Source organism: Polaromonas sp. P1_H6 (genome assembly GCF_056405195.1).
The window spans coordinates 26,957-42,727 of sequence record NZ_JBFUCN010000002.1; the positions used below are offsets into that span (position 1 = coordinate 26,957).

The window sequence follows — 15,771 nt, forward strand, 5'->3', positions numbered from 1 at the left end:
GGGCCTCTTGGGTTTCAGGCTGCGCGCCGGTTTTTCAGGCGCCGCTCGAGCAGGGCGAGCGCCAGGTCGACGACGACGGACAGCGCGCAGACCGTCAGCGCGCCGGTCCAGATCTTGGCCGGGTGGTCGCTCGCGATGCCGTTGAAGATCAGCGTGCCCAGGCCGCCCGCATTGACGTAGGCGGCCACCACCGTCACGCTGATCACAGTGACGGCCGAGACGCGCAGGCCCGCCACGATCAGGGGCAGGGCCAGCGGCAGCTCGATGCGCCGCATGATCTGCGCCTTGTTCATGCCCATGCCGCGCGCCGCGTCGATGATGTCGGCCGGCACCTCGCGTATGCCGGTGGCGACGCTGCGGATCAAGATCATCAGGGAGAACGCCACCATGGTGATGATGGCGTTGGTGCGGCCCAGGCCCACCACGGGAATCAAAAAGGCCAGGAAGGCCAGCGTCGGGATGGTGTACAGAAAACCCGAGATGGTCATGACCGCGCCGTAGAGTCTTTCACGGCGCGCGGCCACGACGCCGATGACCAGCGACAACGCGAAAGCAATGACAAGCGCCGTCAGCGAAATCGCGACGTGCTCCCACAGTGAATACAGCACGTCGGGCCAATTGCGCAGAAACCAGCTCATGCCACGCCCTGGCGAGCGGTTTCAGGGCCGAACACGCCCGCGGCGACGGCGGCCTGGATGCGGTCTATGTCGGGGCCGAGCGGGCGGTCTTCGTCCAGCACAGGAACCAGCTTGCGTACTTGCGCAAAGGTGCGCCGCGCGCCTTCGCCCATCTGCGCAGGATCCAGTTCGCGCAGGTCCACCGCCTGGGCGGCCACCAGCAATTCGATGGCGATCAGGTAGCGCACGCGCTCCACGAGTTCGCCCAGTTTTTCCGCCACACCCAGCGCCATGCAGGCATGGTCTTCCAGCGCTTCGGAGACCGGCAGGTAGTCGAGCGATCCCGGGTTGGCGCGCAGCCGCACTTCGGCCCAGAGCGCAGTCAGGGTTTTCTGCACTGTGGCGAAGCCCGAATGGGCCGGGCCGTGGCGCGTGAGTTGCAGCGGCAGGCCGGTGAGCGCCGGCGACATGAAACGCTGGCTGCGCGACACCGACATGCTGGCCGCCTGCGCCAGCGCAATCGCCGAGGCGTCCAGCGCCAATGCCAGGCCCGGCACGTGGAAGTTGCCGTTGGAGAGCATCACGCCCTCTTCGGCCAGCACCAGCGGGCTGTCGGCCGCGCTGTTGAGTTCAATCTCGACCTGCGCGCAGGCCGCGTCCACCATGTCGCGCGCGGCGCCGTGCACCTGCGGCACCACACGCATGGACACCGGGTCCTGCACTCGGCGCGCGGCGCCCGGCTCCAGCAGGGCGCTGCCCTTGAGCAGTTCGCGCAACTGGCGTGCCACTTCGACCTGGCCGGCCGCCGGCCGGGCTGCCACCGCACCAGGGTGCAGCGGCGACAGGTTGGCCCTGAAGCCTTCATAACCGAGCGCCACGGCGGCCAGCCAGGCGTCCAGCGCCACGTGGGCGTCATGCAGCACCAGCGCGGCGCGCGCCGTGGTGGCCGCGTTGGAACTGATCAAGGCGAGGCCGTCTTTGGCGCCCAGGGTCACAGGCTTAAGGCCTGCGCGTTCGAGCGCGGCGGCACCGCTCAAAATTTCACCGCGGACCTCGGCCTGGCCTTCGCCGAACAGCGGCAAGGCCAGGTGCGAGAGCTGGGGAAGGTCGGCCACGCCGATGGAGCCGAAGCGCGGCACCACCGGATGTACCTGGGCGTTCAGCATCGCGATGCAGGCGTCCAGCACCGCGGGCGAGACGCCCGAGCCGCCGCGCGACAGGCCGGCGATGCGGGCGAACTGCATGGCGCGCACCGAGGCCTTGTCATAGGCCGGGCCCACGGCCACGGCCCGGGCACGCACGGCGCGTCGCTGGTAGTCTTCAAGGTCGCCTTCGGCCAGCACCGCGCCGGTGTTGGCGCCCAGTGCCGAATTGAGTCCGTAGATGGCCTGGCCCGAAGTGGCCAGCCGCATGACCAGCTCACGCGCCGCGACTACGTGTTCACGCGCTTGCGGTGCCAGTGAAACCGGCTCACCGCCGCGCGCCACGCGCACCAGGTCATGGATGCGCAGCCATTGTTCCCCGACCGCGAGTGTCATGGCGTGCAAGCTTTCACGGTGATCGTGCGGGGAGCGCCGGAAGACGCGTATTACTTGACCAGTCCCTTGGCCTTCAGGAAGTCGCGGGCCACGTCCTTGGGTTCGAGCTTTTCGCCGTCGACCTGGAAGTTCATCTGGGCCATGGAGGTTTCGTCGAGCAGGGCGCTCACGCGGTTCAGCACTTCACCGATCTTGGGGTTGGCATCGAGTGCTTCCTTGCGGATCACGGGCACCACGAAGTAAGGCGGCCACAGGCTCTTGTCGTCGCGCAGGCGCTTGAGCTTGAGCGCGCTGATCATGCCGTCGGTGGAATAACCGTTGACGACCTGGATCTGGTCGTTCTTCAGTGCCTGGTAGCGCAGGCCGATGGCCATCTGCAGGTCTTCGCCGAAGACCATGTCGTACTTGGCCTTGAGGCCGGGCAGGCCGTCCTTGCGGTCACGGAACTCGGGGCCGGCGCCGACCTTCAGGTCCTTGGCCGCCCTGGCCAGGTCGGACAGGGTTTCGAGCTTGAGCTTCTGGGCGGTGTCGGCACGCACCACCATCACGTAGCCGTTGTTCAGGTTGGACTGGTTCAGCACCACAAAGCCCATCTTGGCATAGGCGTCCTTGACCTTGTCGTACACCGCCTTGGCGTCCGTCATGGGCTCCTGCTTGAGCACGGCCAGCAGCATGGTGCCGGTGTACTCGGGGTAGAAGTCGATCTGCTTTTCTTCCATCGCCTTCTGGGCGATCAGCGTGCCGCCCAGGTTGAGCTTCTTTTCGGTCTTGATGCCGGCGGCCTCAAGCGCCTGCGCGTAGATTTCGGCCAGCACGAACTGCTCGGTGAAGTTTTTGGAGCCGACGCGCACGGCTTGCTGGGCGTGCGAGGCGAGCGGCGCGAAGGCGGCCAGCGCGAAAGCGGACAGGGCCAAAAGTTTGCTGATCTTCATGGTGATCTCCGAATAGGTTGCGGCGAACTGAAACAAGGAATCTTCTGGCCCGTTGCATGCACATCCCGTGCCTGGAAACCGCGCCATCCTGGTGCTTCCAGCGCCTCAACTTGTATATACAACCTAATAATAGTAGCATATGGAAATAGCGTGTGCAAGACGGAAAATCACCCGGTGATAGCTGTTTTCCGCATAAACCAGACCACAGCCGGAAGCCTCGCCGCCGGTGCTTTTTTCGCCCTTTTCCCGCCCTTTTTCCGTTTTACCCCGGTCTTATCGCCGGTCCCCTCTCCAGTGTCCTTTCTTCCTTCCGTCTCCCTCCTGAAAGCCAGCGTTCCCGGCGCCATGGTGTGTGTGGTCATCGCCCTGGCCGCGACCTTTCTGTCCGAGCATTACGGCGGGCCCCAGCTGCTGTATGCGCTGCTGATAGGCCTGGCCTTTCACTTCCTCAACAGCAACCCCAAGGTCAAGACCGGCGTTGATTTTTGTGGCCGCACCCTGCTGCGTGTCGGTGTCGCCCTGCTGGGCGCGCGCATCACGCTGACACAGGTCGCCAAGCTCGGCGTCGAGACCGCGCTGGTCATCGTCGTCGCGGTGGCGCTCACCATCGGGTTCGGCCTGCTGCTCGCGAAATGGCTGAAGCGCCCGCGCGAGGAGGGTGTGCTTTCAGGCGGTGCGGTTGCCATCTGCGGCGCGTCCGCCGCGCTGGCGATTTCTTCGGTGCTGCCGCAGACGAAAGAGAACGAGCGTTTCACCCTGCTGGCCGTGGTCGGCGTCACGGTGCTCTCCACCCTGAGCATGATTCTTTATCCCTTTGCCCTGAAGCTGATAGGCCTGGCGCCCGCGCAGGGCGGCATCTTCCTGGGCGGCACCATCCATGACGTGGCGCAGGTGGTGGCGGCCGGCATGATGCTGGGCCCCGAGGTCGGTGACACCGCCACCGTGGTCAAGCTGTTCCGCGTGATGCTGCTGATGCCCATCGTGCTGTTGATCGCCATCAGCTACCGCAAGCATCCCGACGCCAAGGCGGTGGATGAGGAGGTACCCCTGGTGCCCGGCTTCCTGCTGGCCTTCATCGTGCTCGTGCTGCTGGCCACCATAGGCGCTTTCACGCCGGCCATGACCCAGGCCGCCAGCGACACCTCGCGCTGGCTGCTGGTGACGGCCATCGCGGCGGCCGGCATCAAGACCAGTTTTGAAGACCTCATGAAACTGGGCTGGCAGCCCGTCGCCATGCTGGTCGGTGAGACGATTTTGATCGCCGCGCTGGTGCTGGGCGCAGTGATCGTGCTGCGATTGGGTCTTTAAGCCGCTGGGGCTTGCAGCCCCGCCGCGCGGTGCACTTCGACGCGAATCTCCTCGGTCAGCCGCGCCTTGAGTTCGGTGAACACCGGCGTCGTCTTGACCGAGTAGTGGCGCGGGTGCGCCAGCGGCACGGCGATGTCGCACTTGATGCGGCCGGGACGCGCGCTCATCACCACCACGCGGTTGCCCATGAAGATGGCCTCGTCGATGTCGTGCGTCACGAAGAGCACGGTTTTCTGCTCGGCCTCCCAGATGCCCTGCAAGAGCTCCTGCATCAGCTCGCGCGTCTGGTGGTCCAGCGCGCCGAAAGGCTCGTCCATCAGCAGGATGCGCGGGTTGTTGGCCAGGGCCCGCGCCAGCGCGGTGCGCTGCTGCATGCCGCCCGACAGCTGCTTGGGGAAATGGTTCTCAAAACCCTGCAGGCCCACCTTCTTGATGAACTGGTGCGCGATGTCGAGTTGCGCGTCCAGCGCCAAACCTTTTTCACGCAGGCCGAAGCAGACGTTTTGCAGGATGCTGAGCCAGGGAAACAGCGTGTAGCTCTGGAACACCATACCGCGGTCGGCGCCCGGGCCGGCGATGGGTTTGCCGTCCAGCACGATACTGCCGCTGCTCGGCGTGTCCAGCCCGGCCACCATGCGCAGCAGAGTGGACTTGCCGCAGCCCGAAGGGCCCAGGATGGTGATGAAGTCGTTTTCGGCGACGCTCAGGTCTGTGGCTTGTAGCGCCACCGTGCCTGGGCCTTTGTTGGCGGCGAAGGTTTTCGACAGCTGGGTAACGGTCAGGATGGGGGAGGAAGAAGTCATCGGCCTAACTGTGCCCACGGGAAAAGTTTGCGGTTCAGTGCTTTGAAGGCCAGGTCGGTGACCAGGCCAAACACGCCGATCACGATGATGCCGAAGATGATCTGGTCGGTGGCCAGCAGCGCCTGGCTGTCGGTGATCATGTGGCCTATGCCACTGGACGCGCCAATCAGCTCCGCGACGATCACATAGGTCCAGGCCCAGCCCAGCACCATGCGCAGGGTTTCGGCGATCTCGGGTGCGGCGCTGGGCAGCAGCACGCGCACCACGATGCCGCGGTCGGCCGCGCCCAGGGTGTAGGCCGCTTCCACCAGGTCGCGCCGCGTGTTGCCCACGCTCACGGCAATCATCAGCACCAGCTGGAAGAAGGAGCCGATAAAAATCACCGAGAGCTTTTGCGTCTCGCCAATGCCGGCCCACAGGATCAGCAGGGGAATGAAGGCTGACGCCGGCAGGTAGCGCGCAAAGCTCACAAAGGGTTCGAAGAAGGCTTCAACCGGTTTGTAGGCGCCCATCATCACGCCCAGCGGCACCGCCAGCAGGGCCGCCACGGCGAAGCCGCCCAGCACCCGCCAGACCGTCATGCCGATGTCCTTGATGAAGCCCTGGTTGGCCAGCAGGTCGTAGCCCGACCTCACCATGGTGATCGGGTCGGCCAGGAAGGTCTTGGAGACATATCCGCCCAGCGTGAAGAAAGCCCACACGGCAAAGAACAGAACAAAAAAACTGATGCCCAGCGCGATGCGCGCGCCGGGCGTTACGGGTTGGAGTGGCCGCATGCGCTCGCGTGCTTACTTGAGAAAACGCGTATCAGCCAGCTTGCCCATGTCGGGTAGCGACTTGATGATGCCCGCTTCCATCAGCAGCTCGGCGGCTTCCTTGCTGAAGGCGGCATGCTCACCGGCAAAGAATTTCTGGTTGGCCGCGCGGTCCTGCCAGCGCAGGTATTTAGACGAGGCCTCAAAGGCCTCACCGCTCTGCTTCACGTCGGCGCCCATGATCTCGAAGCTTTTCTTGGGCTCTTTCTGGATCATCTCGACGGCATCGAAATAGCTGTCGGCCAGGGCCTTGGCGGCCTTGGGGTTTTCGCTCAGGAATTTGGGCGTGCAGCCGAAGGTGTCCATCACCATGGGGTAGTCCAGCGTGGTGGCGAGGATCTTGCCGGCTTCGGGTTTGGCGCGCACCGCGCCCAGGTAGGGCTCGTAGGTCATCGCGGCATCGACGCCGTCGGTGCCGGCGATCATGGCGTTGGCCGCGGCCTGCGGCTCGAGGTTGACGACCTTCACGTCCTTGGTGCTCATGCCGTTTTTCTTCAGCATCCAGGCCAGGGCGAAGTAGGGCGAGGTGCCGGGCGCGCTGGCGGCCACGGTCTTGCCCTTGAGGTCGCTGATCTTGGTGATCGCGGGTTTCACCACCATGCCGTCGGCGCCGTAGCTTTTGTCGAGCTGGAAGATCTGCGTGGTCGCCACGCCGTTGGCGTTCCACACCACCCAGGTTTCCACCGTGGTGGCGGCGCACTGCACGTCACCCGAGGCGATCGCGAGGTGGCGGTCTTTTTGCGGAATCTTTTTGATCGAGACGTCGAGTCCGTTCTTCTTGAAGATGCCGGCTTCCTTGGCCAGGGTCAGCGGGGCAAAACCCGTCCAGCCCGAAATGCCGATGGCGACCTTGGTCTCCTGCGCGTGGGCGGCGCCCACGGCCAGGGCGGATGCTGCGGCCAGCAGGGAGATTACGAGTTGCTGTTTCATGAAGAGGCTCCTGTGTAGGTAGAGGTAACGGTATCGCTAATGTATGCAGGCTTCATGCCAGCCGCAAGGCGGTTAACTCGGTGATTTGGGCCTCTCCGGCCAGGCCTATGCGCCCGCCCGCCACCAATTGGTGCACCCTTTCCATGTCGGGCGCCAGGCTGCGGTCATGCATCATGGCCGGCGAGGCCTGGCGCACCAGTTGCAGCACGCCTTCAAGCACGGCCGAGCTCTTGAGCGGGCGCAAAAATTCAATGCCCTGCGCGGCGGCCAGCAGTTCGATGGCGACGATGTACTCGGTATTGCGCAGCATGGGCTGCAGGCGGCGCGCCGCGAAGGTCGCCATGCTCACATGGTCCTCCTGGTTGGCCGAGGTGGGCAGGCTGTCCACGCTGGCCGGGTGGGCCAGCGATTTGTTTTCGGAGGCCAGCGCAGCGGCCGTCACATGCACGATCATGAAGCCGGAATTCAGGCCCGGCTCGGGCGTCAGGAAGGCCGGCAGGCGCGAAGCCACGGTATCGACCAGCATGGCGATGCGGCGCTCGGTGATGGCGCCGATTTCGGCGATGGCGACGGCCAGCGCATCGCAGGCCAGCGCAACCGGTTCCGCGTGGAAATTACCGCCGGACAGCAGCGTCTCGTCCTCGGCGAACACCAGCGGGTTGTCGGTCACCGCATTGGCTTCGCGCATCAGCACCTCCGTGGCGTAGCGCATCTGGTCCAGGCAGGCGCCCATCACTTGCGGCTGGCAGCGCAGGCAATACGGGTCCTGTACGCGGTCGTCGCCTTCGAGGTGGGAGCGGCGGATCTCGCTGCCCACCATGATGGCGCGGTAGGCGGCGGCGCAGGCGATCTGGCCGGGCTGGCCGCGCACCGCGTGGATGCGCGGGTCGAAGGGGCCGTCGCTGCCGCGCGCGGCATCCAGCGTCACGGCGCCCGAAATCACGGCGGCTTCGAACAGGCGGTCGGTGGCGAGCAATGCGTCCAGCGCCAGCGCGGTCGAGACCTGCGTGCCGTTGATCAGCGCCAGGCCTTCCTTGGCCGACAACTTGACCGGCGTGATGGCGGCTTGCTTGAGCGCATCGGCGGCGGCGATCCGCTTGCCCTTGTAGAAAACTTCGCCCTCGCCAATCAGCGGCAGGCATAAATGGGCCAGCGGTGCAAGGTCGCCCGAAGCGCCCACCGACCCCTGGCAAGGGATCACCGGCGTGAGGCCCTTGTTGTAGAGCGCCATCAATGTGTCGATGACCACTTCCCGCACGCCCGAGTAGCCGCGCGCCAGGCTTGCGGCCTTGAGCAGCAGCACCAGGCGCACGACGCGTTCAGGCATGGGTTCGCCCACACCGACGGCATGCGAGCGCAGCAGGTTGAGCTGCAGGGTTTCGAGGTCGGCCTGCGCGATGCGCTGGTTGGCCAGCTTGCCGAAGCCGGTGTTCACGCCGTAGACGGCATCCCCGCCCTGCGCGGCTTTCTGCACCAGCGCGGCGCTTGCGCGAATGCCCGCTGTGGCCGAAGGATCGATGGACAGCGTCTTATTGCTGGTGTGGATGTCGCGCAATTGCGCCAGGGTGAGCCGGCCGGGTTGGAGAGTGAGGGTCATGGTTGTGTTATTCGGGTTTGATGTTTTTTTGCCGGATCACGTCGGTCCAGCGCTGGGTGTCAGCCTGGATGGCGACCGCCAGGTCGGAAGGTTTTCCGGCCGCGGCCTCCATGCCCAGCGCGGCCAGCTTTTCCTTGAGCTCTGGCCGTGCGAAGAGCTTGACGGTCTCCGCATTGAGTTTGTCGACCACGGCGCGCGGCGTGCCGGCCGGCACCATCAGCGCATACCAGGACACCGCCTCGAAGCGCGGCAGGCCTTGCTCGGCAATCGTCGGTGTTTCGGGCATCACGGCCGAGCGCTTGAGGCTGGCCACGCCGAGTGCGCGCAGCTTGCCGCTCTTGATGTGGGGCAGCACCGAAGACATCTGCGCGAACATCATGCTGACCTGGCCGCCCAGCAAATCATTGAGCGCCGGGCCTATGCCCTTGTAGGGAACATGCAGCAGCTGCACGCCGCTGTTGAGGGCCAGCAGCTCGCCGGCCAGGTGCGCCTGGCTGCCGGCGCCCGGCGAGGCAAAGCTGATACCGCCCGGCTTCTGCGCGGCCAGCGCCAGCAATTCCTTGACGGATCGGGCCGGCACGGCGCTGTTGACCACCAGCACGTTCTCCACCGTGGCCAGCATGGTGACGGGCGCGAGGTCGGTGGCCTTGTAGGACAGGTTGGGATAGAGGGCCGGGTTGACCGCGATATTGCCCAAAGGGACGATGGCCAGGGTGTAGCCGTCGGGTGCGGCTTTCGCGGCCTGGTCAATGCCGATGTTGCCGGCCGCGCCCACCTTGTTGTCGACCACGGCTGGCTGGCCCATGGATTCCGAGAGGCCCTGCGCCAGCACGCGGCCCAGCACGTCGACGGGACCACCGGGCGGAAAGGGCGCGATGACGTGCAGCGGTTTGGAGGGGTAAGCCTGGGCCGCGGCGCCGAAGGAGGCAGCGGCGAGCAGCAAGGCCAGGAACGTGGATCGCGTGGGCAGCAGCTTCATCAAATGTCATCCAGTGTGGGCGCCGGCCCGCCGTCCATGGCGGCCAGGGGCCGGTAGTCGTTCGCGTCGGGAAAGGCAAAACCCGCGAGCAGCAGGCGCCGCATCAGCGGTGCAGTCTCAGCCGCCGTGGCCGTTGCCAGCAGCGCCTCGCGCAGGCTTGACAAGGTCTCGGGCGGCAAGGCGGCGGTGGCCACCAGCGGCGGAATCGGCAGCGCTGCCGTGCTGGTGAGCGTGCGCACCTGCGCGGCGAAGGCCGGGTCGTAGGCCTTGAGCAGATCGTGGTAGTAGCTGTCCAGCGGGCCGGCGTCTATGCGGCCTTCGGCCAGGGCGGTGATCACGCCGCGCGCATTGATCAGTTCGCCCACGGCCTTGCGGTACAGGCGCGAGCCTTTCGCTTGGCGATAAGGCGCCAGATGATGGCGCAAGGCCACGCCACCCGACATGGAGTCGGCCAGGGTGTAGCCGATCACGCCGCCAAACGTGTCTTCCAGGCTGCGGTAGGGCGCGTCGGCGCGTACCACGATGTCGGTGAAGTACACCGGTTTGCCGCCGTAGCGCGCCGGCGACGGAATGGGTGCGGCCACCAGCGTAGGCTGTGCGCCGCGCTGCGCGAAGGGCAGGCCGCACATCATCGCCAGGCCCAGGTCATCGCGCGCCCACAGCAGCGACAGCGGCGCGGGCGCGTCGTAGTCCATCAAGTCCCAGGGCAGGCCCGCGCGGTCCAGCACCCAGGCCAGCAAGGCCTTCCAGTCGGCCTTGGCCGCCGGCGTGGCCGAGTACATGCGGGCATTGGCGACCAGCGCTTCCCCGGCTTGTGGTGAATTCACGGCGTGCACCCTGCTGGCCGTTCAGCGGAAACGCAGCTTTTGCCCCAGGCCCATGCGCTTGGCTTTTTCGAGCATGAAGGCGCCCAGCGCGATGTCCGACAGCGACAGGCCGCGGTGCCAGAACAGGTTGGTCTCGTCATCGCTCTCGCGCCCGGGCTTGAGGCCCGCGACGATCTGGCCGAGTTCGGCGTGCAGCGTGGTTTCCGACAGCTTGCCGGCGTCCACATGGGCGCGCAGCGCGCCCAGCGGTCCGGCCTTGGCCTGGCCCCAGTCGTCCATCACCATCTTGTCCATGATGTCGGTCAGCGAGAGCTCCACCGCACTCATGGTGCCGTAGGGAATCACGCAGGCGCCTTTTTTGATCCACTCGGTCTTCAGCATGGGCGTGGGTTTTTCCAGGCGCGAAGCCTCGACCACGATGTCGGCGCCGCGAACGCAGGACTCCCAGTCCTCGGTCACGGTGATCTTTTTGCCCAGGTCTTTTTCAAGTTTGGCGGCAAAGGCATTGCGGCTTTCGGGCCGGCGCGAGTGCACGCGGATTTCGTCGAAGTTGTAGATCGAGTCGAGCAGGCGCACGTTCCAGTAGGAGGTGCCGCGCGCGCCGATGTGGCCCAGGATTTTCGAGTTCTTGCGCGCCAGGTGCTTGGCGCCCAGCGCGGTGATGGCGCCGGTGCGCATGTCGGTGATGTCCGAGGCGTCGATGATGGCGATGGGCGAGCCGTTCTTGGGGTCGAACAGGTTGAGAATCGCCAGCTCCGAAGGCAGGCCCTGCTCATAGTTCTTGTAGAAGTCGCCCACCACCTTCACGCCGGCCAGGCCCAGCGGGCGTATGTAGCCGCGCAGCACATTGAAGTGGCCGGGGTAGTCTTTTTCCGGCACCAGGTGCATGCGCGGTTCGATCGTCGTCTGCTTGTTGCCCTGCGCGTGCAGGGCCTGCTCGACGGCGGCGATGATCTCCGCGTCGGTCAGGGCCAGGGCCTGGACGTCGGGATGGTTCAGGTAGGTGAGATGGATCTCGGCGGTGCTATCGGACATGTGTTTCAGCTTCCTATCATGGGCAGGTTCAGCCCGTTGTCTTTGGCGCTTTGTTTGGCGATGTCATAGCCCGCATCCGCATGGCGCATCACGCCGGTGGCCGGGTCGTTGAACAGCACGCGGGCGAGTTTTTCCGACGCGTCGGCCGTGCCGTCGCAGACGATGACGACGCCCGAGTGCTGCGAGTAGCCCATGCCCACGCCGCCGCCGTGGTGCAGGCTGACCCAGGTCGCGCCGCTCGCGGTGTTGAGCAGGGCGTTGAGCAGCGGCCAGTCGCTCACGGCGTCGCTGCCATCCTTCATGGCTTCGGTTTCGCGATTCGGCGAAGCGACGGAGCCGCTGTCCAGGTGGTCGCGGCCGATGACGATGGGGCCCTTGAGTTCGCCGCTTTTCACCATCTCGTTGAAGGCCAGGCCCGCGCGGTGGCGCTCGCCCAGGCCTATCCAGCAGATGCGCGCCGGCAGGCCCTGGAAGGCGATGCGCTCCTCGGCCATGTCCAGCCAGCGATGCAGGTGCTTGTTCTCCGGAAACAGCTCTTTCATTTTCGCGTCGGTCTTTTTGATGTCTTCCGGATCGCCCGAGAGCGCCACCCAGCGGAAGGGGCCGACACCGCGGCAGAACAGCGGGCGGATATAGGCCGGCACAAAACCGGGGTAGTCGAAAGCGTTGTCCACGCCGAAGTCTTTCGCAACCTGGCGCAGGTTGTTGCCGTAGTCCACCGTGGGGATGCCCATTTCGTGGAAGGCCAGCATGGCCTTGACGTGGACCACGCAGGACTCGCCCGCGGCTTTGGTCAACGCGGCATGCTGGGCCGGGTCTTTCTGTGCGGCTTTCCATTGCGCAACTGTCCAGCCCATCGGCAGGTAGCCGTTGATGATGTCGTGGGCCGAGGTCTGGTCGGTCACGATGTCGGGGCGCAGGCCGCCGGCCTTGGCGCGTTTGGCCAGCTCGGGCACGATCTCGGCCGCATTGCCGCACAGCGCGATGGAGACGGCCTCCTTGCGCGAGGTGTGGTGCTTGATCATCTCCAGCGCTTCGTCAAGATCCTTGGCCTGCTTGTCGACGTAACGGGTGCGCAGGCGGAAATCGATGCTGGACTGCTGGCACTCGATGTTGAGCGAGCAGGCGCCGGCAAAGGTGGCGGCCAGCGGCTGCGCGCCGCCCATGCCGCCCAGGCCGGCGGTCAGCACCCAGCGGCCCGCCAGGTCGCCGTTGAAATGCTGGCGGCCCGCTTCCACAAAGGTTTCATAGGTGCCCTGCACGATGCCCTGGGTGCCGATGTAAATCCAGCTGCCGGCCGTCATCTGGCCGTACATCATCAGGCCGGCGCGGTCCAGCTCGTTGAAATGCTCCCAGGTCGCCCACTTGGGTACCAGGTTGGAATTGGCGATCAGCACGCGCGGCGCGCCCGGGTGGGTGCGGAACACGCCCACCGGTTTGCCCGACTGCACCAGCAGGGTTTCGTCGGCCTTGAGCTTGCGCAGGGAGTCGAGGATGGCGTCGAAGGCTGGCCAGTTGCGGGCGGCCTTGCCGATGCCGCCGTAAACCACGAGCTCATCGGGGTTTTCGGCGACTTCCGGGTCCAGGTTGTTCTGGATCATGCGGTAGGCCGCCTCGATCTGCCAGTTGGCGCAGCTCAGCGTGCTGCCGCGGGGGGCACGCACCGGGCGGGCCTTGCTGTCAAGGAAAGGGGTTTGGGAAAGGTCGGACATGGGCTGCTCCGGAAATAAAAACAAAAACTTCTCGGACATTCAAGAAAAGAATGCGCGGCGACTGGTATAAATCGTAGTTGTCTATACAACTTGTGTCAACTGGCGTAATCTACGGTTTGTGCGCGCAAGGGCTGCAAAGGGATCGATCCCGGCCTTTTGCGGTGACAATGTTTTTTTCTTACACACCCGCTGAACCATGGCCACCACACCACTGCCCGCCTACGGCCAAGTCAAGGCATTCATCAAGAAACGCATCAGCGCCGGCACCTGGAAGCCGGGCGACCCGGTGCCCAGCGAATCCGTGCTGATGGAGCAGTTCGGCGTGAGCCGCATGACGGTGAACCGCGCACTGCGCGAGCTGATGGGCGAGGGCCTGGTCACCCGCATCCAGGGCTCCGGCACCTTCGTTGCGGAACTGCACCGCATTTCGTCCACGCTTACCATTCGTGACATTCACGAGGAAGTGGTGGAACGCGGCCATGTGCACACCTCGCGCGTGCTGCTGGCCGAATCCGAAAAAGCCAGCGCCGACCTGGCGCGCACCCTGGGCTTGCGGTCGGGCGGCCGGGTGTTCCACACCATCCTGATCCATCTGGAGAACGGCGTGCCCATCCAGTATGAAGACCGCTACGTCAACCCGGCGGCGGCGCCGCACTACCTGGAAACCGATTTCAGCGAGACCACGCCCACGCACCACCTGCTGGCCGAGGCGCCCTTGACCGAAGCCAGTTATTCGATCGAAGCCTGCCTGCCTTCAGCGCTCGAGGCCAAACACCTGGAGATCAAGCTGGGCGAGCCTTGCCTGGCCATGATGCGGCGCACCGTGAGCGGCAGCAACATCGCCAGCGTGGCACGCCTGGTGTACCCGGGTTCGCGCTACAGCTTTGCCGGGAAGTTCCAGGCATGAGCTGGAATGTCGTGAACCTGGCCGACATTCCCGCCACGCCTTGGCGCAATGGCGGTGGCGTTACGCGCGAGCTGGCCATGTGGCCTGATGCGGGCGACTGGGCCTGGCGCATGTCGGTGGCCGACGTCGACCAAAGCGGCCCTTTCTCGAAATTCGAAGGCATAGAGCGCTGGTTCGCGGTGCTCGAAGGCGCAGGCGTGCAACTGGAGGTGGCGGGTGAGCAGCACCGTGTGACGGCCGCCGACGCGCCCTTGTTCTTTGACGGTGCGGCCGCCACGGATTGCGAACTGATAGATGGCAAGACGCGCGACTTCAACCTGATGGTGCGCAGGGGCGCCCAGCCTTCGCGCATGCTCCGCATCGAAGGCCGTTTTGCCGAAACCCTGCACGCCGGGACCACCATCGCCGTGTACGCGCACGCTTCAGCCGCCACTGTGTTGCTGGACGAGGAGGTACTGCAGTTGGCCCCCGCCAGTCTGGCCTGGCGCACGGTCACGGGCAGCGCCGCGGTGCGAGTCGCCGCGCAGCAAGCCCTCTGGATGGAGATTCCCGCATGAGCCTGCAACTCTGGACCCACTGCAACATCGCCACGCTGCAGGCCGATGCCGCCCAGCCCTACGGACTGATGGAAGATGCCGCGCTGGTGGTGGAGGGCGAGTCCATCGCCTGGGTCGGTCGGCGCGCGGAACTGCCGGCCGAATTGCTGGCGCGCTGCAGCACGCAGCATGACGCGGGCGGTGCGCTCATCACGCCTGGTTTGATTGATTGCCACACCCACCTGGTCTACGGCGGCGACCGCGCCCATGAATTCGAACTGCGCCTAAACGGCGCAAGCTACGAAGACATCGCCCGCGCGGGCGGCGGCATTGCCTCCACCGTCAAGGCCACCCGCGCCGCGAGCGCGCAGGAGCTGCAGGCGAAAAGCGCACCCAGGCTCAAAGAATTAATCGCCGAAGGCGTGACCACGCTCGAGATCAAGTCCGGCTACGGCTTGGCGCTCGAGCACGAACGCAAAGCGCTGTCGGTCGCGCGCGCGCTGGGGCAGGCTCATGCGGTGGACATACGCACGACCTTTCTGGGTGCGCACGCCGTACCGGCCGAATTCGCCGGCCGCACCGATGCCTACGTCGATGCCGTGCTCGAGATGCTGCCGGTATTGCACGCCGAGGGCCTGGTCGACGCGGTCGATGCCTTTTGCGAGCGCATCGCCTTCAGCACCGCGCAGACTGAACGTGTCTTCGCCGCGGCCAAAGCCCTGGGTATTCCGGTCAAGCTGCATGCCGAGCAGCTCAGCGACAGCGGCGGTGCGCAGCTCGCGGCGCGGTATGGCGCGCTCAGCTGCGACCACCTCGAATGGCTGTCGCCTGAAGGCGCGCAGGCCATGGCGGCGGCCGGCAGCGTCGCGGTGTTGCTGCCCGGCGCGTTTTATTTCCTGCGCGAAACCAGATTGCCGCCCGTGGCCCTGCTGCGCGAGCAGCACGTGCCCATGGCGATCTCCACCGATTGCAACCCGGGCAGTTCGCCCTGCACCTCGCTTCTGCTGATGCTCAACATGGCCTGCACGCTGTTTCGCCTGACGCCCGAAGAAGCGCTGGCCGGCGTCACGCGCCATGCGGCGGCCGCCCTGGGCCTGCGCGACCGCGGTGTACTGGCGGAGGGCAAACGGGCCGACTTCGTGCTGTGGGGCGTGCAGCGGCCGGCTGAATTGAGTTATGCCCTTGGCGCGAACCCGCGCCTGAAGACTGTCTTCAAAGGCCGCTTGGTATGAATG

The 15,771-nt window shown here is 65.6% G+C and carries 15 protein-coding genes; 4 read left to right on the forward strand and 11 right to left on the reverse strand.

Annotated features, from left to right (window positions below):
- Positions 1–14: 14 nt before the first annotated feature.
- Genes AC1D1F_RS02490 through AC1D1F_RS02500 form a run of 3 tightly spaced genes read right to left on the reverse strand, consistent with a single transcriptional unit; the run spans position 15 to position 3,087 of the window.
- A complete protein-coding gene (locus AC1D1F_RS02490; RefSeq protein ID WP_477695978.1) occupies positions 15–638 on the reverse strand; it encodes an ABC transporter permease in 624 nt (207 codons plus the stop codon).
- A complete protein-coding gene (locus tag AC1D1F_RS02495; RefSeq protein ID WP_477695977.1) occupies positions 635–2,155 on the reverse strand; it encodes an HAL/PAL/TAL family ammonia-lyase in 1,521 nt (506 codons plus the stop codon). The genes AC1D1F_RS02490 and AC1D1F_RS02495 overlap by 4 nt, the downstream gene beginning before the upstream one ends.
- Before the next feature lie 50 nt (positions 2,156–2,205).
- On the reverse strand, positions 2,206–3,087 hold the full coding sequence (locus AC1D1F_RS02500) for a glycine betaine ABC transporter substrate-binding protein (RefSeq protein WP_477695976.1): 882 nt from the start codon (positions 3,085–3,087) through the stop codon (positions 2,206–2,208).
- 345 nt (positions 3,088–3,432) lie between these two features.
- On the opposite strand from AC1D1F_RS02500, the gene AC1D1F_RS02505 reads away from it, so the two are divergent.
- Complete coding sequence (locus tag AC1D1F_RS02505) at positions 3,433–4,395, forward strand: YeiH family protein (protein WP_477653312.1); 963 nt, start codon at positions 3,433–3,435, stop codon at positions 4,393–4,395.
- Here AC1D1F_RS02505 and AC1D1F_RS02510 read toward each other — a convergent pair.
- The 8 genes from AC1D1F_RS02510 to hutU are packed head-to-tail and all read right to left on the reverse strand — an operon-like array spanning position 4,392 to position 13,093.
- On the reverse strand, positions 4,392–5,198 hold the full coding sequence (locus tag AC1D1F_RS02510; protein WP_477674818.1) for an ABC transporter ATP-binding protein: 807 nt from the start codon (positions 5,196–5,198) through the stop codon (positions 4,392–4,394). The genes AC1D1F_RS02505 and AC1D1F_RS02510 overlap by 4 nt on opposite strands.
- A complete protein-coding gene (locus AC1D1F_RS02515) occupies positions 5,195–5,974 on the reverse strand; it encodes an ABC transporter permease (protein ID WP_477674819.1) in 780 nt (259 codons plus the stop codon). The genes AC1D1F_RS02510 and AC1D1F_RS02515 overlap by 4 nt, the downstream gene beginning before the upstream one ends.
- Before the next feature lie 12 nt (positions 5,975–5,986).
- Positions 5,987–6,943, reverse strand: a complete 957-nt coding sequence (locus AC1D1F_RS02520; protein WP_477674820.1) for an ABC transporter substrate-binding protein — start codon at positions 6,941–6,943, stop codon at positions 5,987–5,989.
- A gap of 52 nt (positions 6,944–6,995) precedes the next feature.
- Positions 6,996–8,540 (reverse strand): histidine ammonia-lyase, encoded by a 1,545-nt coding sequence (gene hutH, locus AC1D1F_RS02525; RefSeq protein WP_477674821.1) that lies wholly within the window; start codon positions 8,538–8,540, stop codon positions 6,996–6,998.
- A gap of 7 nt (positions 8,541–8,547) precedes the next feature.
- Complete coding sequence (locus AC1D1F_RS02530) at positions 8,548–9,519, reverse strand: Bug family tripartite tricarboxylate transporter substrate binding protein (protein ID WP_477674822.1); 972 nt, start codon at positions 9,517–9,519, stop codon at positions 8,548–8,550.
- Positions 9,519–10,346, reverse strand: a complete 828-nt coding sequence (locus AC1D1F_RS02535) for a phosphate/phosphite/phosphonate ABC transporter substrate-binding protein (protein ID WP_477674823.1) — start codon at positions 10,344–10,346, stop codon at positions 9,519–9,521. The genes AC1D1F_RS02530 and AC1D1F_RS02535 overlap by 1 nt, the downstream gene beginning before the upstream one ends.
- Positions 10,347–10,367: 21 nt before the next feature.
- Positions 10,368–11,381, reverse strand: coding sequence for an ornithine cyclodeaminase family protein (locus AC1D1F_RS02540; protein ID WP_477695975.1), 1,014 nt, complete (start codon positions 11,379–11,381; stop codon positions 10,368–10,370).
- 5 nt (positions 11,382–11,386) lie between these two features.
- The gene (gene hutU / locus AC1D1F_RS02545; protein WP_477674825.1) at positions 11,387–13,093 is read right to left on the reverse strand and encodes a urocanate hydratase; all 1,707 of its coding nucleotides are present in this window, start codon (positions 13,091–13,093) and stop codon (positions 11,387–11,389) included.
- Between the two features lie 196 nt (positions 13,094–13,289).
- Between hutU and hutC the strand changes: the two genes are divergently transcribed.
- Genes hutC through hutI form a run of 3 tightly spaced genes read left to right on the forward strand, consistent with a single transcriptional unit; the run spans position 13,290 to position 15,768 of the window.
- Positions 13,290–14,000 (forward strand): histidine utilization repressor, encoded by a 711-nt coding sequence (gene hutC, locus AC1D1F_RS02550; protein WP_477674826.1) that lies wholly within the window; start codon positions 13,290–13,292, stop codon positions 13,998–14,000.
- Positions 13,997–14,557 (forward strand): HutD/Ves family protein, encoded by a 561-nt coding sequence (locus AC1D1F_RS02555; protein WP_477674827.1) that lies wholly within the window; start codon positions 13,997–13,999, stop codon positions 14,555–14,557. The genes hutC and AC1D1F_RS02555 overlap by 4 nt, the downstream gene beginning before the upstream one ends.
- Positions 14,554–15,768, forward strand: coding sequence for an imidazolonepropionase (gene hutI / locus AC1D1F_RS02560; protein WP_477674828.1), 1,215 nt, complete (start codon positions 14,554–14,556; stop codon positions 15,766–15,768). Before AC1D1F_RS02555 ends, hutI begins: the two co-directional genes overlap by 4 nt.
- Positions 15,769–15,771 lie beyond the last annotated feature (3 nt).

Bases quoted from the DNA above. Each gene is read 5' to 3' on its own strand.
- hutH (WP_477674821.1), bottom strand. From the start codon at position 8,540: ATGACCCTCACTCTCCAACCCGGCCGGCTCACCCTGGCGCAATTGCGC.
- hutU (WP_477674825.1), bottom strand. From the start codon at position 13,093: ATGTCCGACCTTTCCCAAACCCCTTTCCTTGACAGCAAGGCCCGCCCG.
- hutC (WP_477674826.1), top strand. From the start codon at position 13,290: ATGGCCACCACACCACTGCCCGCCTACGGCCAAGTCAAGGCATTCATC.
- AC1D1F_RS02495 (WP_477695977.1), bottom strand. From the start codon at position 2,155: ATGACACTCGCGGTCGGGGAACAATGGCTGCGCATCCATGACCTGGTG.
- AC1D1F_RS02505 (WP_477653312.1), top strand. From the start codon at position 3,433: ATGGTGTGTGTGGTCATCGCCCTGGCCGCGACCTTTCTGTCCGAGCAT.
- AC1D1F_RS02500 (WP_477695976.1), bottom strand. From the start codon at position 3,087: ATGAAGATCAGCAAACTTTTGGCCCTGTCCGCTTTCGCGCTGGCCGCC.
- AC1D1F_RS02520 (WP_477674820.1), bottom strand. From the start codon at position 6,943: ATGAAACAGCAACTCGTAATCTCCCTGCTGGCCGCAGCATCCGCCCTG.
- AC1D1F_RS02555 (WP_477674827.1), top strand. From the start codon at position 13,997: ATGAGCTGGAATGTCGTGAACCTGGCCGACATTCCCGCCACGCCTTGG.
- AC1D1F_RS02530 (WP_477674822.1), bottom strand. From the start codon at position 9,519: ATGAAGCTGCTGCCCACGCGATCCACGTTCCTGGCCTTGCTGCTCGCC.
- hutI (WP_477674828.1), top strand. From the start codon at position 14,554: ATGAGCCTGCAACTCTGGACCCACTGCAACATCGCCACGCTGCAGGCC.
- AC1D1F_RS02540 (WP_477695975.1), bottom strand. From the start codon at position 11,381: ATGTCCGATAGCACCGCCGAGATCCATCTCACCTACCTGAACCATCCC.
- AC1D1F_RS02515 (WP_477674819.1), bottom strand. From the start codon at position 5,974: ATGCGGCCACTCCAACCCGTAACGCCCGGCGCGCGCATCGCGCTGGGC.
- AC1D1F_RS02510 (WP_477674818.1), bottom strand. From the start codon at position 5,198: ATGACTTCTTCCTCCCCCATCCTGACCGTTACCCAGCTGTCGAAAACC.
- AC1D1F_RS02490 (WP_477695978.1), bottom strand. From the start codon at position 638: ATGAGCTGGTTTCTGCGCAATTGGCCCGACGTGCTGTATTCACTGTGG.